Annotated in this window: 21 protein-coding genes and 1 pseudogene; 14 read left to right on the forward strand and 8 right to left on the reverse strand. The window is 44.4% G+C overall.

All coding sequences use genetic code 11. From position 1 onward, the window contains the following. The first annotated feature begins 496 nt into the window (after nt 1–496). From LYNGBM3L_RS14605 to LYNGBM3L_RS14630, 4 genes are all read left to right on the forward strand, one after another. Nucleotides 497–1591 (forward strand): RNA-guided endonuclease InsQ/TnpB family protein, encoded by a 1095-nt coding sequence (locus LYNGBM3L_RS14605; RefSeq protein ID WP_229414497.1) that lies wholly within the window; start codon nt 497–499, stop codon nt 1589–1591. Nucleotides 1592–1734: 143 nt separating this feature from the next. Next, nucleotides 1735–3552: a threonine--tRNA ligase gene (gene thrS, locus LYNGBM3L_RS14610; RefSeq protein ID WP_008184612.1), complete on the forward strand. Its 1818-nt coding sequence runs from the start codon at nt 1735–1737 to the stop codon at nt 3550–3552. A gap of 217 nt (nt 3553–3769) precedes the next feature. Then, nucleotides 3770–3970, forward strand: coding sequence for a hypothetical protein (locus tag LYNGBM3L_RS14620; protein WP_044493271.1), 201 nt, complete (start codon nt 3770–3772; stop codon nt 3968–3970). Nucleotides 3971–4666: 696 nt separating this feature from the next. Continuing rightward, a complete protein-coding gene (locus LYNGBM3L_RS14630; RefSeq protein WP_008184619.1) occupies nt 4667–6136 on the forward strand; it encodes an FG-GAP-like repeat-containing protein in 1470 nt (489 codons plus the stop codon). A gap of 97 nt (nt 6137–6233) precedes the next feature. Here the strand turns inward: LYNGBM3L_RS14630 and LYNGBM3L_RS14635 are convergent, their stop codons facing one another. Beyond that, nucleotides 6234–11309, reverse strand: coding sequence for a WD40 domain-containing protein (locus LYNGBM3L_RS14635; protein ID WP_008184621.1), 5076 nt, complete (start codon nt 11307–11309; stop codon nt 6234–6236). A 110-nt stretch (nt 11310–11419) separates the two neighbouring features. Between LYNGBM3L_RS14635 and LYNGBM3L_RS45100 the strand changes: the two genes are divergently transcribed. The 4 genes from LYNGBM3L_RS45100 (at nt 11420) to LYNGBM3L_RS14655 (ending at nt 13775) form a co-directional block, all read left to right on the forward strand. After that, the gene (locus LYNGBM3L_RS45100; RefSeq protein WP_131827139.1) at nt 11420–11725 is read left to right on the forward strand and encodes a hypothetical protein; all 306 of its coding nucleotides are present in this window, start codon (nt 11420–11422) and stop codon (nt 11723–11725) included. 341 nt (nt 11726–12066) lie between these two features. Beyond that, nucleotides 12067–12651 (forward strand): thioredoxin family protein, encoded by a 585-nt coding sequence (locus LYNGBM3L_RS14645; RefSeq protein ID WP_008184625.1) that lies wholly within the window; start codon nt 12067–12069, stop codon nt 12649–12651. A 496-nt stretch (nt 12652–13147) separates the two neighbouring features. Then, a complete protein-coding gene (locus LYNGBM3L_RS14650) occupies nt 13148–13408 on the forward strand; it encodes a hypothetical protein (RefSeq protein WP_008184627.1) in 261 nt (86 codons plus the stop codon). After that, the gene (locus LYNGBM3L_RS14655; protein WP_008184629.1) at nt 13401–13775 is read left to right on the forward strand and encodes a pepsin/retropepsin-like aspartic protease family protein; all 375 of its coding nucleotides are present in this window, start codon (nt 13401–13403) and stop codon (nt 13773–13775) included. Before LYNGBM3L_RS14650 ends, LYNGBM3L_RS14655 begins: the two co-directional genes overlap by 8 nt. Nucleotides 13776–13813: 38 nt before the next feature. Here LYNGBM3L_RS14655 and LYNGBM3L_RS14660 read toward each other — a convergent pair whose 3' ends face one another. Together LYNGBM3L_RS14660 and LYNGBM3L_RS14665 are read right to left on the reverse strand one after the other, a co-directional pair. After that, nucleotides 13814–14794 carry a transposase family protein gene (locus LYNGBM3L_RS14660; RefSeq protein WP_008184631.1) on the reverse strand — a complete coding sequence of 327 codons (981 nt, stop codon included), beginning with the start codon at nt 14792–14794 and terminating at the stop codon, nt 13814–13816. Nucleotides 14795–15115: 321 nt separating this feature from the next. Then, a complete protein-coding gene (locus LYNGBM3L_RS14665; protein WP_165691884.1) occupies nt 15116–15490 on the reverse strand; it encodes a winged helix-turn-helix transcriptional regulator in 375 nt (124 codons plus the stop codon). A gap of 135 nt (nt 15491–15625) precedes the next feature. Here LYNGBM3L_RS14665 and LYNGBM3L_RS14670 point away from each other — a divergent pair, with 135 nt between their 5' ends. The 4 genes from LYNGBM3L_RS14670 to LYNGBM3L_RS14685 all read left to right on the forward strand — a co-directional run bounded on the left by LYNGBM3L_RS14670 (nt 15626) and on the right by LYNGBM3L_RS14685 (nt 20095). Further along, a complete protein-coding gene (locus LYNGBM3L_RS14670) occupies nt 15626–16243 on the forward strand; it encodes an NAD(P)H-dependent oxidoreductase (protein WP_008184635.1) in 618 nt (205 codons plus the stop codon). Between the two features lie 38 nt (nt 16244–16281). Beyond that, nucleotides 16282–17001 carry a glutathione S-transferase family protein gene (locus LYNGBM3L_RS14675; protein ID WP_008184637.1) on the forward strand — a complete coding sequence of 240 codons (720 nt, stop codon included), beginning with the start codon at nt 16282–16284 and terminating at the stop codon, nt 16999–17001. A 537-nt stretch (nt 17002–17538) separates the two neighbouring features. Continuing rightward, nucleotides 17539–19302 (forward strand): mechanosensitive ion channel domain-containing protein, encoded by a 1764-nt coding sequence (locus tag LYNGBM3L_RS14680; RefSeq protein ID WP_008184639.1) that lies wholly within the window; start codon nt 17539–17541, stop codon nt 19300–19302. A 100-nt stretch (nt 19303–19402) separates the two neighbouring features. Continuing rightward, nucleotides 19403–20095, forward strand: a complete 693-nt coding sequence (locus tag LYNGBM3L_RS14685) for a CPBP family intramembrane glutamic endopeptidase (protein WP_008184641.1) — start codon at nt 19403–19405, stop codon at nt 20093–20095. A gap of 207 nt (nt 20096–20302) precedes the next feature. On the opposite strand, the gene queD is transcribed toward LYNGBM3L_RS14685, so the two are convergent. Further along, the gene (gene queD / locus LYNGBM3L_RS14690) at nt 20303–20725 is read right to left on the reverse strand and encodes a 6-carboxytetrahydropterin synthase QueD (RefSeq protein WP_131827399.1); all 423 of its coding nucleotides are present in this window, start codon (nt 20723–20725) and stop codon (nt 20303–20305) included. 388 nt (nt 20726–21113) lie between these two features. On the opposite strand from queD, the gene fumC reads away from it, so the two are divergent. Beyond that, the gene (fumC, locus tag LYNGBM3L_RS14695) at nt 21114–22508 is read left to right on the forward strand and encodes a class II fumarate hydratase (RefSeq protein ID WP_008184647.1); all 1395 of its coding nucleotides are present in this window, start codon (nt 21114–21116) and stop codon (nt 22506–22508) included. Between the two features lie 772 nt (nt 22509–23280). On the opposite strand, the gene LYNGBM3L_RS40745 is transcribed toward fumC, so the two are convergent. The 3 genes from LYNGBM3L_RS40745 to LYNGBM3L_RS14705 all read right to left on the reverse strand — a co-directional run bounded on the left by LYNGBM3L_RS40745 (nt 23281) and on the right by LYNGBM3L_RS14705 (nt 24737). Further along, nucleotides 23281–23499: a hypothetical protein gene (locus tag LYNGBM3L_RS40745; RefSeq protein WP_131827140.1), complete on the reverse strand. Its 219-nt coding sequence runs from the start codon at nt 23497–23499 to the stop codon at nt 23281–23283. 88 nt (nt 23500–23587) lie between these two features. Further along, nucleotides 23588–23725, reverse strand: coding sequence for an AraC family transcriptional regulator (locus tag LYNGBM3L_RS40750; protein ID WP_131827141.1), 138 nt, complete (start codon nt 23723–23725; stop codon nt 23588–23590). Beyond that, a complete protein-coding gene (locus LYNGBM3L_RS14705) occupies nt 23706–24737 on the reverse strand; it encodes a cation diffusion facilitator family transporter (RefSeq protein ID WP_008184650.1) in 1032 nt (343 codons plus the stop codon). Before LYNGBM3L_RS14705 ends, LYNGBM3L_RS40750 begins: the two co-directional genes overlap by 20 nt. A gap of 12 nt (nt 24738–24749) precedes the next feature. Between LYNGBM3L_RS14705 and LYNGBM3L_RS48660 the strand changes: the two genes are divergently transcribed. After that, the gene (locus tag LYNGBM3L_RS48660; protein WP_267872036.1) at nt 24750–24881 is read left to right on the forward strand and encodes a hypothetical protein; all 132 of its coding nucleotides are present in this window, start codon (nt 24750–24752) and stop codon (nt 24879–24881) included. Nucleotides 24882–25084: 203 nt separating this feature from the next. On the opposite strand, the pseudogene LYNGBM3L_RS14710 reads toward LYNGBM3L_RS48660, so the two are convergent. After that, a pseudogene (locus LYNGBM3L_RS14710) lies at nt 25085–25490 on the reverse strand (DUF433 domain-containing protein). Nucleotides 25491–25536: the final 46 nt, after the last annotated feature.

Raw genomic sequence — 25536 nt, forward strand, 5'->3', positions numbered from 1 at the left:
CCATCATAAAGACGATTGATGGCCAGATGGTTAAATGGGGCAGATTTTGATTAAGGGTAATTATCCTGACATGATCTACAATGGACTTTGGCCAATGAGGCACCCTTGTACTATGCATCGGTGCTATCCATTAAGTACCAAAACCATTAAGCCAACCCGTAACCCCTAACCCCTAACCCCTAACCCCTAACCTTGAACACCTAAGCCCTTGCCCTAACCCTCAAAACTAAATTGAGAGAGCCAAAACTTAGTTAAAAGTTTACGGCACAACACGCTACTATAAGTATGTTGTCAACGTTAGTCAGGTAACCAAATATCTTAAACCGTAATCAGCCTCTGAGCACCGAGAGCTTTTTTAAAAGCTCTCCATAACCGATCAGCCTATTCACAACTGGTAAAAAGCTAACTGACACAACCACATCAGGTAGAAACTATCGATGCTATGCAACGAGCCTTTAAAACCAGGTTAAAGCTAAATAACCATCAGCAGTCAATTATGGCTCAACACGCAGGTTATGCTCGTTGGATTTGGAATTGGGCGTTAAGGATGTGGGACGAAGCCGATAAGGAAGGCTTGAAGCCATCTGCTCACAAATTAAAAAAGTTCTACACCAATCATGTTAAACCTAATTATCTGTGGCAAAAGACTCTTAGTTCCAGGGTTTATCAGTTTGTGTTTCTGCATTTGGGTGAAGCATTTACCCGCTTCTTTAGTGGGTTAGCTGACAAGCCCAAATTCAAAAAGAAAGGCAAAAATGATAGCTTCACCCTGGATAACTGCGGCAAAGTCATGGAATTTTCTGGCACACGGTTGAAACTGCCATTTATCGGTTGGGTTAGTACCTATGAACCACTGCCCCAAGTCCAGACGAAACGATTAACCATCAGCCGAGGGGCTGATCAGTGGTTTATTTCTGTAGCTTACGAGTTTGAGGCTGAACCAACAAAAAAACTTAAGGCTGCAATTGGTGTAGACCTAGGTGTTAAGGAACTCGCAACCATCTCTGATGGTTCTGTGTTCCCAAATCCCAGGCCATACAAACGGGCACAGCGTAAACTGGCTCGACTCCAGCGGCAATTAGCCAGAAAGCAGTTTGGTTCAAACAACCGACAGAAGGCAAAACTTAAGTTAGCCAAGGCATACCAGCGAGTCAGGAACATTCGCCAGGATACCATTCACAAGTTAACCTCATGGCTGACCAAGAATCACGGTGCTGTAGTCCTAGAAGACTTGAATGTATCTGGAATGCTATTGAATCATAAGCTCGCTGGTGCAATTGCTGATTCCGCTTTTTCCGAAATTCGCCGACAAGTTGAGTACAAGTCTCAATGGTATGGTTCTCAAGTTATTTATGCCAACAGATTCTATCCCTCTACAAAGACTTGCTCAGACTGTGGACATGAACAGGGAATGCCTTTGAACGTTCGGGTATTTAACTGTGAAGCTTGCGGGATGGTTAAAGATCGTGATCTTAATGCTGCAATCAATTTAGAACGTCTTGCCGTAGGTTCTACGGTGGAATGCCTGACTGACAGGGTGCTGCCGACAGTCCTGGATGATGCAGGAAGTAAACTTCAAAACGTCACTTAGTGACGTTTTGTGTAAGTTTTATGGAACAGTACTACACCAGAAACATGTACTGCACCAAAAGCTAAGGTTTGTATCATAGAGGGATAGCACAAAATTGGTGTTACGGTCATAGCGCGTTACTCAATTCCATAGAACAGTCACCGATGGTTAACTCAGAACCCTCCGAACAGCCTGAAAAAATTCATTTGCCCCGTACTAGCGAATCCGATACCCTAAAAAGGCTCCGTCATACGACGTCTCATGTGATGGCAATGGCCGTCCAGAAGCTATTTCCGAAGGCTCAGGTGACTATCGGTCCTTGGATTGAAAATGGTTTTTATTATGATTTCGACCAGCCAGAACCGTTTACTGAGCAAGACCTCAAGAAAATCCAAAAGGAAATGGTCAAAATCATTAAGCGGAAGCTTCCGGTAATTCGGGAAGAGGTGCCACGGGAAGAAGCTCAACAGCGGATCAAGGAACTGGGTGAACCCTATAAACTGGAAATTTTAGCAGATTTAGAAGACCCGATCTCGATTTACCACCTGGGGGATCAGTGGTGGGATTTGTGTGCTGGTCCCCATGTAGAAAACACTAGTGAAATCAACCCGAAGGCAATTGAATTGGAAAGTGTGGCTGGGGCTTACTGGCGAGGGGATGCGAGTAATGCTCAACTCCAGCGCATTTATGGTACAGCTTGGGAAAACCCAGAGCAACTACAGGAATATAAGCGCCGTAAGCAAGAAGCCCTGAAACGGGATCACCGTAAGCTGGGTAAGGAACTAGGACTGTTTATCTTTTCTGACCCGGTTGGACCAGGATTACCGCTGTGGACCCCCAAAGGAACGGTTTTGCGTACCCTTTTGGAAGATTTCCTCAAGCAAGAACAGGTTAAACGAGGTTATCTACCAGTGGTGACACCCCATATTGGTCGAGTGGACTTGTTTAAGGTATCCGGTCACTGGCAGAACTATAAAGAGGATATGTTCCCGATGATGGCTGAAGATGAGGAAGCAGCAGCCGCAGAACAAGGGTTTGTCCTAAAACCGATGAATTGCCCCTTCCATATCCAAATTTATAAGAGTGAATTGCGCTCCTACCGGGAGTTGCCCATGCGCTTGGCAGAGTTTGGAACAGTGTATCGCTATGAGCAATCTGGGGAACTGGGGGGGTTGACCAGGGTGCGCGGTTTCACGGTGGATGATTCTCACCTATTTGTGATGCCGGATCAGTTGGATCAGGAATTCCTCAGTGTGGTGGATTTAATCCTCTCAGTGTTCAAAAGTCTGCAAATGAAGAACTTTAAAGCACGGTTGAGTTTCCGTGACCCGGCCTCGGATAAGTATATTGGTTCGGATCAGGCTTGGGAAAAAGCCCAATCAGCAATTCGCCGTGCTGTGGATACCTTGGGCATGGAATCCTTTGAAGCACCAGGGGAAGCGGCATTTTATGGCCCGAAACTGGACTTTATCTTCCAGGATATCCTGGACAGGGAATGGCAGTTAGGAACGGTACAGGTAGATTACAACTTGCCAGAACGATTTGATTTGGAGTATGTGGCAGAAGATGGTACTCGCCAACGCCCGATTATGATTCACCGTGCCCCCTTTGGATCCCTGGAGCGCCTAACTGGCATATTGATTGAACAGTATGGGGGAGACTTCCCCTTCTGGTTAGCACCAGTACAAGCACGATTGTTACCAGTAGGGGATGCACAGTTGCCTTTTGCTCAGGAAGTGGCAGCAAAAATGCGATCGCATGGGATTCGAGCAGAAGTCGATACCAGTGGGGAAAGGCTCGGTAAAGCAATTCGTAATGCCGAAAAGGCTAAAATCCCCGTGATGAGTGTGGTTGGTGCCAAGGAAGTCGAAGCCAATAGTTTGAATATTCGTACCCGTGCCGCTGGGGAGTTGGGCATGATGCCCATAGACCAGGTTGTAGAGAAGATGGAGCAGGCAAATCGGAATCGAGAGAATTTTTAGATTCTCAAGGGAGTAGGGGAAGAGAGTGAAGTGTGGGAGGTGTGGGAAGTGTGGGGAGATGGGGAGATGGGGAGATGGGGAGATGGGGAGATAGGGAGATAGGGAGATGGGGAGATAGGAAATATTTTTATAGGGTTTCTGATATTTATCAGGTACAGTCAATTTTCTTCCCCCCTCAAGATGCAGTTGCTAATGGGACAAACTACAACCGTTGCTGATGGGGAAACCCTCTCAGGTCGGCGCTGCATCTGTTGTGGAAAATTCTTCCCACACTCCCCCCTCTCCCCACACTCCCCTCTCTGCCCACACTCCCGATTCCCGATTCCCGATTCCCGATTCCCTTACCCCAGCCCTATATCTCTCCTCAAAGTATTTTTTACAACAACTTTATTCGTTTAAAGATTTAGTAAATTTTTAGTGAAGTAGCTCAATTACTTCGGATTGATATGTAATACTGTTTTTGGTAGATAAATCAGCCATCCATCTTAACTAGTTTATTGTTCTAATAGCTAGCAATTTAAAGTAGCAAAAGAAAAAACACCTAAGCTCAGGGGAGCACTTGATATCTAGTATTTTCATTTGAGACCTCTACTAGCATTGCTAGAAAAAGCGATGCAGCAATGTAGCTTGCTAGCGCAATAGTTTGCCCAATAGATTGGTTTTGGAAAACCTCCCGGTGCGCTTGACCCGTAATTTAATTCGCCACGGGTCGCACCGCTAGAAGCGAAGGTCACAAGAGGATCCAATAAGTTTTTGGTGCCAAGAAAAATCAGCATTAGCTTTCATGATCGATTTGGTTTTGGTAGATCACCTGGACTCTTGATTAACGACAGAATTCTTAGGGTTGCTGAATTGAAGTATGAATGCGCGATCATCTAGTTTTGTTAAAGCCCCCTGTTAAAGCCCCCGTGAGTCCCCCAACTTTGCGGTGCGACCCAAGGGCGATTTACTCGCCCTAGGAGGCGCGCACCGGGGGGGACTTTGGGAGTTTTGTTCCCCCCAAGCGAGCAATCCCTCGCTTGGGGGGCTAGGGGGGCAAAATCATACCCAGAATCAGCAACGCCAAGGAGATCAACCCAACATCAATAAACTGACACAGGACGATTAAAACTATATGAATATTCCCAACGATCAATTCTGGACTCAATCCGTATTTCCTTCCGGAGGCAATGAAGCCTATGACCGCTTCGGCACTAGCTTAACTGGAGGAGATTTCAATGGTGATCGTCGGGGCGACTTGGCTATAGGCACACCCAACGAAGATGTTGGTGGGGAAACCAACAGAGGTAAAGTCAATGTCCTCCGAGGATCTTCAACAGGCTTAACTAGCTTTGGTAGCCAATTGTGGAACCAGGACAATCTTGCTGGCAGTTCAACTGAAGCTTTCGATCGCTTCGGAGATACCCTGATCTCAGGGGACTTTAATGGGGATGGTTACGATGACTTAGCTGTAGGCACACCTTACGAAGATTGGGGATCGACTACAAATACCGGCATAGTTAACATTATCAATGGTTCTTTCTTTGGTCTGACCAGCACTGGTAACAAATTCTTCACCCAGACAGCCTTTCCTCAGGGGGGTGATGAAGCAGGTGACCGCTTTGGTAGCAGCTTGGCTGCGGGAGATTTTGACGGGGATGGCTATGATGACCTGGCTATCGGTGCTCCTTATGAAGATCTTGATGGGAACAGTGACGTAGGTAAAGTCAATGTCCTCCAAGGATCTTCAACAGGCTTAACTAGCTTTGGTAGCCAATTGTGGGAGCAAAACAATCTTAGTGGTAGTTTTAATGAAGCTTTCGATCGCTTCGGAGAGACCTTAACCTCAGGGGACTTTAATGGGGATGGTTATGATGACTTAGCTATAGGAACGCCTCACGAGGATTTGGGATCGATTAAAGATACTGGCATAGTTAACATTATCAATGGTTCTTTCTTCGGTCTGACGAGCACTGGTAACAAATTCTTCACCCAGACGGCCTTTCCTCAAGGGGGTGATGAAGAAGGTGACCGCTTTGGTAGCAGTTTAGCTGCCGGAGATTTCAACGGGGATGGCTATGATGACCTGGCTATTGGTGCTCCTTATGAAGATTTGTCAAATGGGAATGTAACCGATGGAGGTAAAGTTAATACCCTCTATGGTTCTGTAACAGGCTTGACTACCACTGGTAGCCAATTCTGGTCTCAAGACGATCTCATTGTCAGCAACCCTGAAGCATTTGACCGCTTCGGAACTACCTTAGCTGTGGGCGACTTTAACAACGACGGTTACGATGACTTAGCAGTGGGAAGTCCCTATGAAGATATCGATTCAATCACTGATGCTGGGGCTGTAAACATTATCTACGGTTCCGTCTTTGGCTTGACTACTACTGGTAATCAGTTTTGGAGCCAAGCTAGTTCTGGCGTTAACGATATAGCTGAGGAGTACGATAACTTTGGATCTAGCTTGGCGGTGCAGGACTTCAATGGGGACGGCTACGATGACTTAGCCATAGGAGTTCCTGGTGAAGACCTCGGAAGTATTATCAATTCTGGTGCTACTCAAATCCTCTATGGCTCAGCCAGCGGTCTAGTTGTATAGAGCAGCTTGTTTATAGCAGTATTTAGCTAGGGAACAGCGGATCACCGGAACAGGGAACAGGGAAAAAATCCTGTGTACCTGATTAGACTAAAAAAAGCTATACTCCCGATTCCCGACTCCCGTTCCCCTCCTGGGAGGGGAACGGGGTGGGTTCCGATTCCCGATTCCCGATTCCCGATTCCCCATTCAACAGTTCTGGTAAAACCCCATCACACAATTTGCGATCGCTTTCACTCAAGGTCGGATTATGGTTCAAATAGTCCCTGATCCAATAGCACCCCTTCACCAATAAATCCTTTAAATCAGAGCTTAAATCAGAGGTAGTGGTATGACTCCCCCTGGTAACTATCCCCTGTCCAGGTTTTACACCTAGGACTGTACTGTCATTAATCGGTCCGCCAACGGTTTTGATTTCTGTACCATCGATATTCCAGATTTTAGCAGTACCATCTTCACTGACCGATACCAAAGTTTCACCATCAGCCAGGAAACAGGCATTGCACACAGGAGCAAGATGTCCTTTTAGGGTTTTGAATTCCTTACCATCACGAGTCCAAAGCTTTACCGTCCTATCAGCACTAACTGAAGCAATAATTTGACTGTCAGGACTAAAAACAACACCTCTAACTCCTGCTTGATGTCCTTGTAAGGTAGTGATCAGTTTACCATCCAAACTCCATAATTTCACCGTTTTATCAGCACTAGCGGAAGCCATAATTTCACCATCCCCACTGAATCTCAAACAGACAATTTTTAGACTATGGGCTGGAATCGTATCGATTAAGCTACCATCAAGATGCCAACGTTTAATGGTTTTATCTTCTCCAGCGGAAGCCAGCATTTGACCATCCTGACTGAATCTAATGGTATAGATTTTAGCAATATGACCGTTAAGAGTATTTAAGAGTACTCCCTTATCCTGTCCATACTTATCATCAATCCCCCACAGCTTGATAATTCTGTCATTGCCCGCAGAGGCCAGGATTTTACCATCAGGACTAAAACTTAGACTCCTAATACTCAAACCATGGGCTGGAAAGGTTTGCAGTAATGCTCCATTAAGATGCCAAATTTTAATGATACCATCGACACTAGCAGTGGCTAATAGTTTTGCTTTAGGACTAAAACTGACACTCCTGACACTAGCTTGATGTCCTGAAAATGTTCTGAGTAATGTGCCTTCTAAATTCCATAGTTTCACTGTTTTATCTTCACTAGCTGAAGCATACTGCTGACCGGTAGAATTAAAACAAAAGCCGATCAGTTTACCAGTATGGCTTTGCTGAGTATTCAGTCCAATGCCCTTAAGACTCCAAAGTCTGATAGTTTTATCTACACTAGCAGAAGCCAGTAGCCGTCCATCGGGGCTGAAACTTACCCCACACACAGACCCTTTGTGTCCTCGTAAGGTCTTGAGCTTAATGCCATCAAGGTTATACAGTCGAATTCGATTATCTTTACTTGCTAGTGCTAATAGTTGACCATCGGGACTAAATCTAACCCGATAGACTGGCAAGCCATAATTATCGATGGAGTTGAGTTCTTTGCCATCTATATTCCAGAGTTTAGCGGTACCGTCCCAACTCCCGGAAGCCAGCATCTGACCATCTGGACTAAAGCAGACACTCAAGACACCCCTAGCATGACGATTGAAAATTTTGGGCCAACTACTGTGTAAATTCCAGAGCTTGATAGTGCCATCTTCACTAGCGATCGCAAGGGATTTACCATCAGGACTAAAACTAATCCCAAAGTTAGCAGGACCAAACCTGGTCAGGGTTTTAATCCGAGTACCATTAGGATGCCAGAGCTGGATCGTGCCATCCTTACTAGCAGCAGCAATGGTTTGACCATCGGGACTAAAACTAATGTTGAAAACTTGGTTTTTATGACCTCTGAGAGTTTTCAGTAACCTACCATCCCGTTGCCAGAGTTTGATGGTGCTATCAGCACTAGCAGAGGCAAACATCTCACCATTGGGACTAAAGTTAATGCTAAACACTTGCTCCTTGTGGCCCCGACAGCTTGTCAAAGCTTTCCCATCAATTCCCCAAATCCTGATCGTGCCATCTTCACTAGCAGAGGTAATTAGTTTACCATCAGGACTTAAACAAACACCAAATACTCCCGCATTATGTCCTTCCAAACGATTGCACTCTTGCAAGTTATTGATAATTTCCTGAAGCTGATTGACTTGTTGCTGTTTGATATCAGGAGTAACCTCTGTGGTGAGTAATCGTTTACCAGCTTTTACACTAGCGACCAATGCTCCTAACTGGTCGTGGGAAGATAGTAGAGCTTGAGATAGAGAATTAAGGGCTTTAATTTCTGCAATTTCTGCTCGTCTTCGTTCCTCTTGTTCTTGATGGAGTGCTTGCTTTAGTTCTTCTTTGGTGAGTTTTAACTCCGCTAGGATTTGAGGCTCTTGTCCTTGGCGAATAAATGATACTAAATAATCATGAACTAACTGATAACGATCAGCGGGGTATTCTGGCACTTCAAAGACTAACCCAGAACCCACTAGCACTTCTAATCCTAAATCTAGTTGCTCCTCTTCTAAGTCCAAATCTTCCGCTAATTCAGCCTTAGTCTTTAGGGGCCGCATCCCGTTTTCATCGGTAAGCAAATACAAAACAAGTTTAGTGATTCGTTCGTTCTCTTCACCACAGTCTTTAATAGCTGTTTCTAGGTATCGTTCAACCAGTTTTTCCTTAGGACCTTTGGCTATATAATCTGCTAAGGTGGTAATTTTTTCCGCTTGGAGCTGAGCTCCTACCACTTGCAATTCAATGGGGAGCACCTCATTGGTATCTCCTGCTAAATCCTTAACTAAGGCATCCGTTAGCTTTGGCTCTAGAGAAAATGCCGTGTGTTCAGTTAAGCTTTGAATAACTGATTGAGCTTGCTTTGGGGAAAAGTTACCGAGATAGTAAAGAATTGTTTTATCTAAAATATTGTTGTTGATGACATCTAAGTTAATTAGACGGTTACACTCTAACAAATAATGAATGTCATCTTCTCGAAGGGATAAAATAATTTTAACATAGGGAATATTCAAACAATTCTTCAGGAAGTCATAGAAAACCAGTCGTTGTTTTATGTCTTTGGCAGCAAAGAAAAATTCTTCAAATTGGTCAAAGACTAAAACCACTAGGATATTTTCTTCTGTTATTTTCCAGAATGTCTTGAGAATTGCGCTTGTTGTTTCGAGAGTATTAGCCTGATAGTTAATCAGGTGTTTTTCGGCCAGAGACTTGGCTAAGGCTTTCCCAAATTCCGGAATCCAATCGGTATAAACTTGCTGGAAAACCGTTAAAACCTCACGGGAGCCAATGGTTTTTTGTTTCAAAGTGGGAATTAACCCAGCTTGGACAAGGGAACTTTTACCTACTCCTGATTGACCATAAATTACCGTTAGTTTATGGTCACTACGGCCCATACGTTGCATTAAGCGATTAACATCCCCTTGTCTACCAGAGGCCGCAATGGCTGGGGTCACAGAATTGTGGTATTCTAGATCTGGTAATGCTGGGTTAGTTACCTGTTGTTTAGGCTGCAATCGACCAGCACCAATAAAGGCTCGAAAATTGTACTGCTGCTCAATGGAGCGTCGTTCTTGTTTAACCCGAAAAGCAGTCAAATAGTTACCTTGTTGGCAGTAGCACTGGCGCAATTCTTCTAAAATCCGAATGTAAAGGTCTGGATCATACTGGGGTTTGGTTCTGGCTTTAGCCGTTTCCAGAGTTGTCAGACTGTCTTGGATTTTAGCTTGCTGCTGTTGCTGTTGCGATCGCGCGGCCCCACGATGCGATCGCGCTAGAGACAATAAATACCAACCTTGGTGAAATGAGCGCTCCCAATCACAATCGGTATCGAGTGAGCATGAGGTTGGTGTACAGAATTCAGACAATGCCTCTTCTAAGATTGACAGAGCCTGTTGGGCTAACTGTTGCGCGTTAGTCCAATCAGATTTCCATAAAGCAACTTCTGCTAAAAAGCCATAGGCTCGCGCTAGTCTAAAGGGATTACCATAGGTTTGATGGAGAGTCAAGGCTGTGTTAGCAACCGCCTCCAACTCATCCCACTGTCCCAGTCGTTGCAGTACTTCTGCCCAAGGATTAATAAACTTGGCAACTAAGTCTGGTCGCTGAGCCTGTTCAAAGACCTTAATACATTGCTGATAATACTCTGCGGCATGACCACAAGCCACTTTATGTTCAGCCCGATGTCTCTCACCATAGGTACGCCACCATAATCCTAAATAATACAGTAAGCATCCAATCCGCTCTGATGAGGAGGTGAATGTTTGGGGTTTTCCCTCGGTTGCCCTGGCCTCTGGCTCAATCTGCTGCCAAAGGGCTAAACTACGCTGATAATGTTCCAGAGACTCTTGTGATGACCCATCACCGGCACGACCCAAGACAAATTCTAAACTGGCTTCTAACGGTGGGTCTAATCTGACTTTACGATGGTTTAGCTCATTCTGGGCTGACTTTAACTCGGTGCGGCGAGTCGAACCAATGCCCAAATTCAAGTCATCATTGTCTAGAAATCTACCAGCACCAGAGTTTAATACTTTGCCATAGACCTGATTGACGGTTTGCTCGATAAAATCAATTAACTCATCCGTTGCCATCTCAAAGCCAATGGGAGTAGCAGCCCAACTGGTGAAATCTGGTGCTACTCGTCTGAGCTTGTGTTGGACCTGATCGGTTACCCATAACACCAGGGGGAAGGGGAACGTTTTGCGAAATTCATCCCGTGCATTATTGGTAGAAACCAATAGCCGATCAATATCCTTGACTAATTCCAAATTGTGAACAATCACGGCATTGGGTAGTTCTGAAGTCAGTTCCGCTTGAACATTGCTATAGAGGTTAAGAGCCGATGAGGCCAAAGCCCTGGAGTGAAACTTAATCTGGTAGTGTTCTGTCAGTTGTTGTGTTAATCGCTGCCGCAATGATTGATAATTACAACGGGCTAAAATCAGAGAAAATTGTCCCTGAGAAAATGCGATCGCCCGTGCTAGCATTCTTAATGATTCATTGTTATTGTCATTGAAATCTTTGGGTTGGACGGTCATATTCATTCCAACTGTTGTGCTTCTGCCAAAATCGGATTTACGCCCTGACCATCCCCTCTGCTGATCTTGGTCGCCATGGAGCGCGTTCATGGGGGGGTTTCTACCATGAGTGACTACTGCTAACCCTTAGGGTTCCCTCCCTTGGGCAACGGTTGTGCTTTCCAAGGGTAGCGCGTTCGCGTAGCGTGGCCGAAAGGCCATTGTTTTATGACAAGGGTTTGATAGGGATCTTCATCTTTTACTCGCCTTTGCTGCAACACCTGAAACAGTCATTCCCATTCATCATCGGTAACCGCTGGCACCAGAATCTTCCGTTCCTTTCTGATTACCTTTTCCAAACAACTCCCTCTTGGAAGTGGATATATTATACCACGTTTTTTTGGTTGAAGGTTGAAGGTTGGTTGATTGAAGGTTGGTTGATTGAAGGTTGGTTGGTTGAAGGTTGGTTGATTGAAGGTTGGTTGGTTGAAGGTTGGTTGGTTGAAGGTGGTTTGGTTGAAGGTTGAAGAGGGTTTGCTGGTTTGGTTCTGGGTCGGATTACCATATATAGCAGAAGTCAGAAGTCAGAAGTCATTTGTCAGAAGTCAAACTCTTGCGCTTACAAAGGGTGTGAGACTTTTGTCATGTCCTAACTGCCCTGGCGACTGCTATAGCACTACCCATTCAGATGTTTGACATTCCTAAACTCCGAAACTTAGTCATAGCTTACTTGCGGACTTGCGGACTTGCGGACTTGCGGACTTGCGCGTAGCGCTATATCAGATCATAGCCGTTGCCATGGGATCTGATATGGTAGGCAAGGTTAGAAGAATATAAGTTGTCACCGCAATAGTTTAGGAGTAAAACGATGGCACTAGTTAACTCGACAATGTTGTCCTTAGGTACCAAAGCACCAGAGTTTCAGTTACCGGATGCGGTTTCTGGGGAGACGATTTCCTTAGACACCTTTGCCGGTAAGCAGGGGTTACTGGTCATGTTTATCTGCCGCCATTGTCCTTTTGTTAAACATGTACAGGGAGAATTGGCTAAGCTAGGGAAAGACTATGCCGATGCTAATATCGGTATGGTGGCGATTAGCGCTAATGATGCCGATAATTACCCGGATGATGCTCCCGATAAACTTAAGGAAATGGCTCAGGAGCTGGGATTCACTTTTCCCTTCTGTCATGATCAAAGTCAGGAAACCGCTCAGACCTATACAGCTGCTTGTACCCCAGATTTTTTTGTATTCGATGCTAACCAAGAGCTAGTTTACCGAGGTCAATTGGATGATAGTCGTCCTAGTAATGGGATACCAGTTACCGGTAAGGATTTACGAGCAGCTATTGATGCGGTGCTAGGGTCGCAACCAGTGAATTCTGAGCAAAAGCCTAGTATTGGTTGCAATATTAAGTGGAAACCGGGGAATGAACCGGCTTATTTTGGTGTTTGAGATGTTTCTGAATTGAGAATGAAGAATGAAGAATGAAGAATGTAGAATGTAGAATGTAGAATGTAGAATGTAGAATTAATAATTTATAAGAATGTAGAATGTAGAATGTAGAATGCAGAATTCAGGGTGTTGCTGAATCAAGGAATGAATAGAAGTAGAGTGGGCATCCTGCCCGCCCGAAAATATATTGAAACTGGCAAGATGCCAGTTCCACGCCTGATGCCCATTCCACAGGTGCGACCCAAGGCCGCGAGGGATTGCTCGCGGCCTTGGAGGCGCGCACCTACTCTTAAAATCATTCCATTATTAAGCAACGCCGAATGCCGAATTCTAAATTCTAAATTCTAAATTCTAAATTCTAAATTCTAAATTCTAAATTCTAAATTCTAAATTCTAAATTCTAAATTCTAAATTCTAAATTCTAAATTCTAAATTCTACATTCTACATTCTAAATTCTACATTCTACCTATAGCATTTTCATTTGAGAGAACCAATATGTCCCTCAGCGAACTTTTACCCACGGTTAGTAAACTATCTCATCAAGATAAACTTCGACTCATCCACTTTCTTCTCCTTGCAGTTGCTAAAGAAGAAGGATGTAGCCTAGAATCTGTTGAAGATAGTGATTCTGAAAACGTGCTTCTGAATCAGTTGGCATCAACTGAAGCTGTGTTCTGGTCTCCTCAGGCAGATCACGAGGCAGTTCAAGCCTTGTCAGATCTTCTGGTAGCAGCACAGGAAGCAGCCAATGGTTGATGGTCAACGTTTTTCATTCACAGAGCGAACCGATAGCCTTGGGCGATCGAGCATCATGCCATATTTACCCTTGATTCTCAGTTTGGGGAACCGTTCTCTAGAAGTGATGGCATTGTTGGATACCGGTGCAAGTGTCAATGTTCTGCCTTACGAGATTGGCGTACAGCTAGGGGCAGTCTGGGAGAACCAAACCATCTCCATTCCCTTGAGTGGGAACTTGGCTCAAAGTCAGGCACGAGGATTGGTTATTTCGGGTACAGTTGCTTCGTTTTCGCCTGTTTTGCTGGCATTTGCTTGGACTCAATCCAAAAGACCTCTCCAAAAACTTGAAACTTTCTCAGGCACTGCTTTTCAGCGATCAAATTGACCAAGTCAATTTTACGTTGAATTAACGCTATAATAAGCTTAAGAAGCTATTGATGTTAATTTAGCACTAAAACTATGAGCATAGACAACCTCAATTGTTTCAGCAATTTCCGAGGCTTTTGTTACTTGTAATACTAAGGCTCCTGTTCTCAATCTTACCAAACCACATATTGTCAAAATCACCCCAGAATATTTATTATAATTTAGGCGAAACCTTTCTCCCGCTATTTTAAAAATTTTTACCAACCTAATCACATGTTCTACAAATATTCTGTTTGAAGATAATAGCTTGTTATATTTCTTTTGCTGTGAGGTTAACTCACCATTTCTTGGCTTTTTATGGGGAGTTCTTATTTGTTCTTCTCCTAGATAAGCTTTGTCCCCACTCAGTCGTTGTTTATCATCAAATTTTTTTAAACTTTCCCGACAAATATTTATGTCACTTTTGGGGCCTGGTTTACCGACCACTACATCCACTATATCTTCCCCTTTTGGCAAAACAATAAATTGATTTTTAAATGTATGGTTTTTCTTCTTGCCAGAATAGAATAATTTTTGTTGATTATAGTCTGAAGGTCTTTCTCTGACTTGTTCTGCGCTATCTACTATTAACTCATACTCAGTTAAGGCTTCTTGAATTATATCCTCGGATTCTTCGTACTTTTTTACTTGTTCTAACAAAGAAGCTGGTAGAGCTTCCCTGAAAATAGATTGCCAGTAGTTAAAAGTAGAGTTTGCTTTAGATTCACTCACCTGGAACTGTAGTCCGAGAAGTTGAAAGTTTATGTGATGTCGTAAGTAAATTAATGTCAAGACTATTTGGTCTTCAATTGATAATTTTTGTCCAGCACCTCCCCCAGGCTTTATTAGCCGGACTTTTTGATTTTCAATTTTTTCTTGATGTTGACGATGTAATAACTTAGCTTGTTCTATCAGTTGAGAGAGTTGCTCATAATTTATTCCTAGCAATCTTTTTGTTTGTTTAGGATTTTTTTGGATGTAGTTCCAAGTGTAGCTCATGGTTTTTGAGGTTGATAAAAGTGATTAATTTTATCTTATTTTACCATAAGTTTGTTTTTTGGAGAGGTCTAAAGACGTGCCTGTAATTCTCGGACACATGAACTTTTTCGCGGAATTCAACGTGTGTTTTTATCGGCACCAGTTAGCTTTTGAGGTTTACCCAAGATAAAAACCAATTAATAGTATGACAAAATATAGCATTTTTATTTGAGATGTAAACATAGGATTGATAGAAAAAGCGATACAGCGATGCATCGCTACTCTCGACTCCCATTAACCCCAAGGGCGGGTTACCTCACCGAATTGAGAACTGCTAAAAGATTAGATATTATATTCCTCTGCCCATTTCTTTAGCTCCTCCAGAAATCTGAGGGCTGTTCGACCAAAATCTGTGATTTCATAGGCCACAGCAATGGGCTTGGTACTGATGACGTTACGCTTGACTAAGCCCGTATCCTCCATTTCTCTTAGCCGCTGGGTCACCATTTTTTTGCTAGCTCCGCCGATCTGGCGCGCCAGATCGTTGAATCGCATCGGGCCATCCTTGAGATGCCAAAGAATCGATCCTTTCCATTTGCCACCCAAAATCCTCATTCCACGCTCGATTGGACAGGGGCTGAGACAGGGGTCAATGGCTTTCTTGATGCGATCGCTATCGCTATTGGTTTTGATGTCGATATCGCTATCTGTTTCCATGTCCATGACGGAACTCATTTTTTATACCTGGTTACTAAACGTATACTAGTTGACTATAGTAACTTTAATTTTTACCATGAAGCAATACATGAAGCAATAACTGTACACATTATCTGATGGGGGGAAGTAATAGTCATGAAAACTTTGCTTTTGATTTTGGGCAAAGAGACTAAGGAGTTCGCCAAAGGCCGCTACAATCAAGGTCTTTTCGAGATAGCGGTGGAAATATTGAAAGCTCAATACGAGCTACTCACCACTGTTGTGGAAGAAGACTACAACATTCCAGAGGAGATTGCGAAATTCAAGCAAGCTGATGGGGTAATCTTTCAGTACCCAGTGTATTGGTTCATGATGCCGTCAATCCTGAAGCGTTACATAGACGATGTTTACGCCTATGGTGAGTTTTTCGGGCACAGTGATGGCTCATACGGATCGGGTGGCCTGATGAATGGCAAGAAATTCATGCTGTCTACTACATGGAATGCGCCCGCCGATGTTTTTAATAATCCCAATAGTTTCTTTGAAGGACGCTCACTAGAAGAGGTGCTGCTGCCCATGCTTAAGAGTCATGAGTTTTGTGGCTTCGAGGAATTGCCCCATTTCGCTTGCTACAACGTGATCAAAAATCCACAATTTGACGCTGACCGAGACCGATACATCAGTCACCTAAAGATGGTGTTTCTTGACTCCGCCCATGATTTAGGTGTTGAAGTAGCAGAGCCTCTGTCTGCTCAGTGCTCTAAAGCTCATTAAAACTTATTCTTAGTCAATATCTCATCCAAAGAAAAATCATGACCAAACAAGCTGAAATTCATCTCTACACCGCATCGACTATGAACGGATGGAAGCCGCTGATCTTTCTTGAAGAAGCAGAAGTGGACTATGAGATGACCTATATTGACTTTTCCAAAAAAGAACAAAAGTCAGACTGGTACAAATCTCTTAACCCTAACGGGCGTATTCCGACCATCGTGGATCGTAGCAACGACAATTTTGTTGTTTTTGAGTCGGGTGCAATTCTTTGGTATCTAGCCGAGAAATATGGGAAGTTCCTTCCCGAGGGGGAAAAAGCCCGATCCCAAGCACTTCAGTGGCTGATGTTTCAGATGAGTGGCATTGGACCGATTATGGGTCAGGCGATGTACTTTCAGCGGATTGCTGAACCTCAAGGGCATCGTGATGAATTTGCCATCAAGCGCTATGGGACAGAATCACGCAGGCTGCTGGAAGTCTTGGATCAGCAGCTTGAGGGGAAAACTTACATCCTTGGCGATGACTTCACGATTGTAGATATGGCCACTTATCCTTGGGCACGAGCTTATTACTGGGCGAAAGTATCAGTGGATGGGCTGAATAACCTTCAAGCCTGGTTTGACCGTATTGATGCCAGACCTGCAACTCAACGTGCACTAGAGCTCCCCAAACCTTTTCCTGCCTTTTTTGGTAAAGGGGATGTGGCTGCGGCAGAAGCTGCTAATTCCGCACGTTTTCAAAGTGATGTTAAACCATAAGCCATGGATGATGGAAACAAAAATTAACACTCGGGGAAATAAAAATGTGATAACATCCTAGTCGTTGATCAGGCAAGATTGGGCAAAGCAAAATTTTTGTCCAAGGTGTTTGTTTGCCAAAAATGTTGGTAAACAATAAGCACATCCCTTGATTTGATCCCATAAAAGGCTATTTATATATTGTTGACTATTTAAAGTAAACTGTTAAATGTTAACTATGGATTGCCCCGGGATCTTAATTTCTTGGTTAGATAGAGAGAATTATAAAGGGATAAATTCTGTCAAAATTCCCCCGAATAGTTGGGGAAAATTCAGCTCCTATCCTGTTCTCATCTGCCCCCCTCAGTCTAAATCGAGCAATGTTACAGCCCTGCCGATTTTCGGGTGGTAAGGTCGGGAGCAACTGTTGACAGTTAACGGTTAACACTGAACAGTGAAAAAAACTATACACCTTACATCTTCTTTGATTAACACTGAAAAGTAAACCAAACTGTACAGGTCACATCGTCATTAACGTCTTATCAACACCAAAAACTAATGATTCGTTACCGACAAAAGAAAATTAGCATTTTGTTTGGGAGTCTCTTAATCCTTGGGACATGCTGGTTACCTGTCCAAGCTCAACAAAGCACTAATGCACCCAATCAGAAAGCAGTTACAACTGCAGATCCAACTATTCCGATTGAGGAGCTAGAGCTAATGCTCAAGCCCTTGACATTAGATGAGCTGGAGGGTGAAGCTAAAGGGTGGATGTTCTTGCTTAAAACTAAAGTTAAAGAACTCAGCGATGCGGAAATTGCTGTCAAGCGCAAAAATCGAGAGCTTGAACAATCTAAGGAAGCTGTTGATGCCCTAGAAGAGGCCAAAGAAGCTCTTGAGGAAGCGACAGAAACTAAAGAAAAAATAGAGACTGAGGCATCACCATCAGGTCGGGTTGAAGCTAATGACGCGGCGGAAGAAGCAAAGGAAGCTCTCGAAAAAGCTCAGAAGTCAGTAGAAGAAGCGGTCAAAGAAGAAGAAAAGACCCAGCAGGATAAAACCTTGCAGGGGGCAATTGATAAAGCAGTTGAAGGTACGGAAGAGGAGAAAGATAAAGCCAAAACCTCAGACGAGGAAGTTGCTAAGGTTCAAGAGCAGATTGGGACAATTAGCAACAAAGTCGTTACGGATGAACAACAGCAGAAAAAGACTGAACAGGGACTGGAAAAAGCTCAAGAAAAGATAGAAGAAGCGGTCGAGGCCAAGACCGAAGTTAAAAAGCAAGTACTGGTAAACATCACGAAACTGCGGGATGAACGGGCTGGTTTGAGCGAACGCTTTGAGGTGGTACTTGAAGAGCTGGAAACTAAAGGTGGTGATGTCGAGTTGTACAAAAAATACGTCAATGCCATCAGTGGGATTAAGGTTGACGTAACCGACACTCAAGGAACCTGGATTACCATTGTTGGCTGGCTCCAGTCTAAAGAAGGAGGTCAGCGCTGGGCCAATAACATTGGCAAATGTCTAGGAATCATTGCTGGCTTTAGCATCCTCTCGGTGATCTTAAGTACAGTCCTCGAGAAATCTTTGGGGATGTTCCCGAATATCTCAGTTATGCTGGGTCAGTTCTTGGTTACTCTAACCCGCCAAGGATTATTTGTGGTGGGTATTCTTGTAGGGATTACTGCCCTAGAGGTCAGTATTGGACCACTGATCGCTATGATTGGAGCTGCTGGTTTTGTGGTAGCGTTTGCGTTCCAAAGTACCCTCGGTAACTTGGCCAATGGGTTAATGATTTTACTCTATAAACCTTTCGATGTGGGGGATACCATTGAAGTAGCTGGGGTAAAAGGAAAGGTTCAAGATGTCAACTTAATTTGCACTACCATCAAGACTTCTCAAAATAAAATTATTATTGTGCCGAACAACTCAGTCTGGGGTAACGTTATCGAGAATGAAACCATTAGCCCCGTCCGCGCTATCTTTATTACAGTTAGGATCAGCTACGCCAATAGTATTACTGAAGCGATCCAAGTTCTTAAGGATATTGCCAACTCCCATCCTTTAGTATTGGAAGACCCTGGACCTTGGATTGATACCGGTGAATTGGCTGAATATGCTGTTAACATTTGGTTTATGGTATATACTAAAAGAGAGGATTACTGGACAGCCTATTGTGACCTCAGACAAATTATCAAAGAAAGATTTGAAGAAGAGGGAATTGTGATCCCACTGCCGAGCCAGGAAATATACATTAGCGAAACTATGGCTAAGGAAGAGGGCAGTATGGCAAAAAGGTTTAAAGACATGACGTTATCCTAGCTATACCCTTAGGAAAGTTGTACAACTGGCACAGAACGTACCGATAGTTTGCAGCAAAGCTTCTAGCATAACCAATAAAGTTACCACCGGAGAATTTTCAATGCTCAAGACTGACTCTGGTAAAAATCCACTATTGGCTTTGCTACTGCTAGTTCCTGCTGGGAGTATCGGTATAGCAATGGCACTATATATTGCTCCAGGATCATTAGGGCAGGCAATATTCTCATTTTGCAAAGTCTGGTTACTAGCACTGCCTCTTGCTTGGTTTTTCTGGGTGGATCGTGGCAAGTTACGTTTATCCTTGCCGAAGGGACAGGAGTTGTTGACTGGAACTATTTTGGGACTGGTGATGTTTGGGATCATCCTTGGGGCTTATTGGCTTTTTGGTCAGCACTGGATTGATCAGACGGATGTTCAAAGTCAAGCCCAAGAAGCTGGCATAACTAGTGCATACATTTATGTACTCGGGGCGATGTATTGGACTTTTATTAATGCCTTCCTGGAAGAGTATATCTGGCGTTGGTTTGTCTGGAGCAAGTGCCAGATTCTCATCCCCGGACTTGGGTCAGTATTGCTTTGTGCATTGCTGTTTACCCTCCATCACATTATTGCTTTAACCTTTTATACCCAGGATTGGCTGGTGGTCATACTTGGCTCATTAGGGGTGTTCATGGCTGGAGCGGTATGGTCGTGGTGCTATCTAACCTACCGTTCAATCTGGTCTGGTTATGTTAGTCATGTTCTTGCAGATTTAGCGATCGCATTTGTCGGTTGGCAACTCCTATTCGGGTAGCTAAGCTGTTGACTCAGGATAATTATATAGCGTATTTTAAGCTAGTAAGGTACATTTGTTGGCTTTTAGGGAGCAGGGAGCAGGGAGCAGGGAGCATAAATTAGTGAAGTCCGAAGAGGAAAAAGGTAAAATTTTTTGTACCTCATGATGCTAAAAACCGCTATAGCACTACGCCTTCAGATGTTTGACATTACTAAACTCCGAAACTTAGTCATAGCTTACTTCTGACTTCTGACTTCTGACTTCTGACTTCTGACTTCTGCTATATCGCGTACCAGAGGTACAGGTTTCTTGAATTTCAACGGCATACAATCCCGGTAAACCTGCTTCTTCAAGTCGCTCAAAAACCCACTTGGCGATCGCTTCACTAGTAGGATTCTCCAAGCCGGTTGTCTCATTGAGGTAATAATGATCCAAAAAGTTATCCAACAGAGGCTTGAGATAGGTCTTGATATCTCCATAGTCCATTATCATCCCCTGTTTGGAACCCTCCTCAATCAGTTGATTACCTTTGACATAAACTCGCCCCACCCAGCTATGGCCATGTAACCGACTACATTTGCCGTCATGATGGGGAAGGCGATGAGCAGCTTCAAACCGAAACTCCTTGTAAATTAACCATTCTTCCATCATTAATAATTAAGAATTTAGAATTTAGAATTTAGAATTTAGAATTAATAATTAATAATTTAGAATTTATCTTACACTTATTATATAAAAAACTCTATTGAGTTGAAACTAACTATAAGAGGTAATCTATACAAAGATAACAGGTAACAGTCTAAACTAGAGCCGATTGGTCTTGGTTTTTATGATAAATTAAGATTGGTTTTAATGATTGATTTGGAAATCATAATCAAGTTTTAATACAGCCATAAACGATTACCAAAGTTGCTGATATCTATCGCCATTTTAAACATAGCATGAAGTACCATAAAAGCCATGCATCCCTACTCCCTACTCCCTACTCCCCGTGCTATACCATAAACGAAGGAAGCAAGGGGAGTTGATATCACTGATGACTAAGATGCGAACAGAAACCGATAGCATGGGGGAAATCGAAGTTCCTGCTAATCGGTATTGGGGCGCTCAAACTCAGCGATCGCTAAAATATTTCTCGATTGGACAAGACTTTATCCCTCCGGAAGTCATAACAGCGATGGCTATTCTGAAAAAAGCGGCTGCTCTGACTAACTGTGAACTGGGTAAACTACCAGAGGATAAAGCTCAGTTAATCATTGAAGCAGCAACAGAGGTCATCGAAGGCCAGCTAGACGGTAACTTCCCTCTCCGTGTTTGGATGACTGGTAGTGGTACCCAGTGCAACATGAACGTGAACGAGGTGATTGCTAATCGTGCTATTGAACTAGCTGGGGGGGTGATGGGTAGCAAAAAACCCATTCATCCCAATGACCACGTCAATATGTCCCAATCTTCTAATGATACCTTTCCCACGGCCATGCACATCGCGTCAGCGGTAGCGCTTCATGAGGGACTGATGCCCAAAGTCAAGAAAATGCGGGATGCTCTAGAGGAGAAAGCGAAAGCATGGGATAATATAGCAAAAATTGGGCGCACTCACCTTCAAGATGCTGTACCGTTAACCTTGGGTCAAGAGTTTTCCGGTTACGTTGCCCAGCTAGATGCTAATTTAGCACGGATAGACTCTGTGCTTCCTGGCTTATACGAGTTGGCGATTGGTGGAACCGCTGTCGGCACTGGCTTAAATGCTGGCAAGGGGTTTGCTGAAAAGGCTGCTGAGCATATTGCTAAGTTGACCGGCTTGCCCTTTGTGTCTGCTCCTAACAAGTTTGCGGCTCTAGCAGCTCATGATGACATGGTTATGGCTAGCGGTGCCCTGAAAACCCTAGGGTGCTCGTTATTGAAGATTGCTAATGATATCCGTTTCCTAGGGTGTGGACCACGGTGCGGATTTGGAGAACTGAAACTGCCATCCAATGAGCCAGGGTCTTCGATTATGCCAGGGAAAGTTAATCCGACCCAGTGCGAAGCGATGACTATGGCTGCTACTCAGGTGATGGGCTACGATAGTGCGATCGCATTTGCTGGTGCTCAGGGGCACTTTGAGTTGAACACCTTTAAGCCGATGATTGTGTTCAACTTGCTCCAATCTGTCCATCTACTTGCTGACAGCTGCAACAATTTCACTGACTTCCTGCTGAAGGGACTGGAACCGAATCGAGAGAAAATCCAGTATTTCCTGGAACAGTCCCTGATGCTAGTGACTGCTTTGAGTCCAATCATCGGTTACGACAAAGCCGCAGAAGTGGCGCACCATGCTTCTGAGAAGAACCTTACCCTGAAAGCAGCTTGCCTAGAATTAGGCTATGTTTCTGCTACTGAGTTTGACCAGATTGTTGATCCCTATCGGATGGCTTATCCCTTTGATTAGCTTCTTAGGGAGTCGGGAGTAGGGAGTAGGGAGTCGGGAGTCGGGAGAAGATTGTGGGGAGAGGGGGGAGACTTGTAAATGCTATATTGAGCAATTCCCAATGTCTGTGAAACCTTTGAGTATAAACTGATAAGGAAATGTGTAAGTATTCAGCTATCAGCTCTCAGCTCTCAGCTCTCAGCTTTTGAATAAGCGATGCAGAGGTGCGACCCGTGGCGAATTTAATTCGACGACTGTAAGCGCACCTAAGCGGTCTTGGGGGTTTCCCCCACTCGCGCTTTGCATCAAGACAACAAGTAAGCATTGGAATAATGCTGAGTGAAGTCCCAGCATCGTTCGCACAGCGTGGCCATTCGCGTAGCGTGGCCGAAAGGCCAAGGCCAAAGCCTGTGCCAAAAAGCTGTTAGCGTAGCGTGAGCCTAATGCTGACGGCTGACGGCTGTTCGCGTAGCGTGAGCTTTTAGCTCACGGCTGAATGCTTACGATAATATTAGCAATTTTAAAATGTTTGATTTTAATATCCTATGTGATTTCTCCCGTAACCATTGTGTAGCGATCTGTGCCATTTTAGTTCCTGCTAACTTGCTGCTGACCTTGCAAACCATCATCTTTACTGTGATTGGTTATCCCCAAGTTCAGGTGCGGAAAGCTGCTTTAGTTGCGTGCATCCCAGCTTTTGCAATGCTATTCCATGTGTATAGTTGGTTGATGATTGGAGTAGTGATGGCTCCCACCTACATTCTGTTTACTTTAGCAGCTGTCTGCTTAAGTATTAATTTTTGGGCAATAAACTATTATAGTAGATTAGTTTATTCGAGAGAATAGGGAATCGGGAATCGGGAATCGGGAACAGTGCGTAGGGTGCGTTAGGGGCGGACTTGCCCTCATCTTCAACCTTGTAGCCAGCGTTGAGATAGTCCGCCCCGTAACGCACCACTAAGGCAAGAGGCAAGAGGCAAGAGGCAAGAGGCAAAAAATTGGAGTGGTACACAGCTAGTGATTTTAGCTCCCGAAACCTTACGGTGCGCGTTCCCTAGCGCTGTGAAAAAGCGCGGGGTCGCACCGCTACCAGACCTGGGCTAAACCACTACATCTTTACCACTAACCGACTCCCAATTCCCGATTCCCGACTCCCGACTCCCGACTCCCGACTCCCGACTCCCGACTCCCGACTCCCGACTCCCGACTCCCGACTCCCTACTCCCCATCTGGTTCATCTTTACCGTTCATTTGTTGGTTTCGGTTCGAGCCATTCCATCGTAAGGATGCTGTTAAATCATCATCGATGTGGAAAATAGCTTGTACGGGTCCGTAGCGTTCTTGAATTCCTCCCTGAATCCGTTCAGCAATCAGGGAAATGACTCCTGAAAACTCTGGATGCACTACCAAATGCATTTCAACATACATGAAGCGTCCTACAACACCCCGGCACTGAATTTGATCACAGCGAGTGACACCTCCAACTTGATGGGCTATGTGAGCGATCGCTTCTGGATCAATGGGATTTTGTTTGACTAGCAGGGGCAATTGCCAGTTGATAACTTGCCAACAATTTGCCCCGGCAAAGAGCACCAGCACACTACTCAACAGTGGATCCAGCCATAGGAAACCTTGGGAAACGCCCCAAAGCCCACCGAGTACTAGTATAGTTAAGCCCACATCCTGAAGCATTTGAGCCGCCTGAAAGCGTAGGGTAGGACTCCTGACCACTCTAGCTTGGTAAACCATCAGGCAAGACCAACCAAGGCTCATGGCTAATACTGCTCCCAACAGCTGTACTAAGGGTAAACTGAGCCGGACACCAATAGTTAAGGTTCCTCCCTGAATCAGGGTTAGTAACTGCTGAGAGGACAGTAAGCACAAATTTCCCCCAGCAAAGCCAAAAAAGGCAATTAGCACAAAGGTAATCACCGTTTCCCGTTTACCATGACCATAGACTGACAGATCTGGCGAATTGTCAAAGGTAGTGATCATCAGCAAATTGACAAGGGTATTAAAGCAAATTAATAGGGTGAACAGAGATTCCCCCATCAGACTGAGCGATTGGGTAGCCCAAGCTGCTGACACCTTGACTGATAAAACAAACAAGCTGAGCCAGAGGGTAATGAATAAGACCAGACGACTAGTCTGATCGCGGTTTGGTCCTTCGGTCATGGCCTGAAGGTAACAGATGTCGATTACCTTCACATTATCTTGGATTACCCTATTATTTATTTGGGCATCAGGCAATTATGCCATTTTATGGCAGTTCTTAATGGTTTTGGGGAGTCGGGAGTCGGGAGTCGGGGTAAGCGGTCAGCGGTCAGCGGTCAGCGGTCAGTAGTCAGCCGTCAGCCGTCAGCGGTCAGCGGTCAGCCTTTAGCCTTTAGCTGAAAACTGTTCGCGTAGCGTGGGCGTAGCGCTAATCGCTGATAGCTAATCGCTGATAGCTGATAGCTGATAGCTGATAGCTGATAGCTGATAGCTGATAGCTGATAGCTGATAGCTGATAGCTGATAGCTGATAGCTGATAGCTGATAGCTGATAGCTGATAGCTGATAGCTGAATGCTTACCTAAAACCTATTTCAAATGCGTTTTAGGTTACAGCCTTAACTGATTTAGTAGACTCTTGCTGAGCATCTGCTTCTGCTTTTAATTGCCGAAACCTCTGCCGTGCAGGGGAAGGATTACGTTTTTGCTGTTCTCGTTGTTGACGGCAAAACTCTAGCCAGTCAGCCAAGTAAGCCCTGACCTCTTCTTTGTTGTGTAGATAGTAGAGGATGGTGGCGTAGACTTCTTCTAGCGATGCAGCGCGGTCTTGGGGGTTTCCCCCATGAGCGACTGCATCAACACAAGGTAATGGTATCAAATTGTTCGGCAATTTCTTCCGGGGTTTTGGCACGATAGATGTATTCGTAGAGGACACTTTCGATGCCAATGCGGCTACCTTTGATGCGGATATCATCAGAGGCTAGGAAGTTGAAGTAGTCTTGGATTTGCATATAGCAAAGGGAACAGGGAGCAGGGAGTAGGGAGTAGGGAGTAGGG

The organism is Moorena producens 3L, from assembly GCF_000211815.1.
GTDB classification, from domain to species: domain Bacteria; phylum Cyanobacteriota; class Cyanobacteriia; order Cyanobacteriales; family Coleofasciculaceae; genus Moorena; species Moorena producens.

Excerpts from the sequence above, each read along its gene's own strand:
- LYNGBM3L_RS14605 (WP_229414497.1), top strand. The coding sequence starts at position 497 with ATGGCTCAACACGCAGGTTATGCTCGTTGGATTTGGAATTGGGCGTTA.
- thrS (WP_008184612.1), top strand. The coding sequence starts at position 1,735 with ATGGTTAACTCAGAACCCTCCGAACAGCCTGAAAAAATTCATTTGCCC.
- LYNGBM3L_RS14620 (WP_044493271.1), top strand. The coding sequence starts at position 3,770 with ATGGGGAAACCCTCTCAGGTCGGCGCTGCATCTGTTGTGGAAAATTCT.
- LYNGBM3L_RS14630 (WP_008184619.1), top strand. The coding sequence starts at position 4,667 with ATGAATATTCCCAACGATCAATTCTGGACTCAATCCGTATTTCCTTCC.
- LYNGBM3L_RS14635 (WP_008184621.1), bottom strand. The coding sequence starts at position 11,309 with ATGAACGCGCTCCATGGCGACCAAGATCAGCAGAGGGGATGGTCAGGG.
- LYNGBM3L_RS14645 (WP_008184625.1), top strand. The coding sequence starts at position 12,067 with ATGGCACTAGTTAACTCGACAATGTTGTCCTTAGGTACCAAAGCACCA.
- LYNGBM3L_RS14650 (WP_008184627.1), top strand. The coding sequence starts at position 13,148 with ATGTCCCTCAGCGAACTTTTACCCACGGTTAGTAAACTATCTCATCAA.
- LYNGBM3L_RS14655 (WP_008184629.1), top strand. The coding sequence starts at position 13,401 with ATGGTTGATGGTCAACGTTTTTCATTCACAGAGCGAACCGATAGCCTT.
- LYNGBM3L_RS14660 (WP_008184631.1), bottom strand. The coding sequence starts at position 14,794 with ATGAGCTACACTTGGAACTACATCCAAAAAAATCCTAAACAAACAAAA.
- LYNGBM3L_RS14665 (WP_165691884.1), bottom strand. The coding sequence starts at position 15,490 with ATGGAAACAGATAGCGATATCGACATCAAAACCAATAGCGATAGCGAT.
- LYNGBM3L_RS14670 (WP_008184635.1), top strand. The coding sequence starts at position 15,626 with ATGAAAACTTTGCTTTTGATTTTGGGCAAAGAGACTAAGGAGTTCGCC.
- LYNGBM3L_RS14675 (WP_008184637.1), top strand. The coding sequence starts at position 16,282 with ATGACCAAACAAGCTGAAATTCATCTCTACACCGCATCGACTATGAAC.
- LYNGBM3L_RS14680 (WP_008184639.1), top strand. The coding sequence starts at position 17,539 with ATGATTCGTTACCGACAAAAGAAAATTAGCATTTTGTTTGGGAGTCTC.
- LYNGBM3L_RS14685 (WP_008184641.1), top strand. The coding sequence starts at position 19,403 with ATGCTCAAGACTGACTCTGGTAAAAATCCACTATTGGCTTTGCTACTG.
- queD (WP_131827399.1), bottom strand. The coding sequence starts at position 20,725 with ATGGAAGAATGGTTAATTTACAAGGAGTTTCGGTTTGAAGCTGCTCAT.
- fumC (WP_008184647.1), top strand. The coding sequence starts at position 21,114 with ATGACTAAGATGCGAACAGAAACCGATAGCATGGGGGAAATCGAAGTT.
- LYNGBM3L_RS40750 (WP_131827141.1), bottom strand. The coding sequence starts at position 23,725 with ATGAACCAGATGGGGAGTAGGGAGTCGGGAGTCGGGAGTCGGGAGTCG.
- LYNGBM3L_RS48660 (WP_267872036.1), top strand. The coding sequence starts at position 24,750 with ATGGCAGTTCTTAATGGTTTTGGGGAGTCGGGAGTCGGGAGTCGGGGT.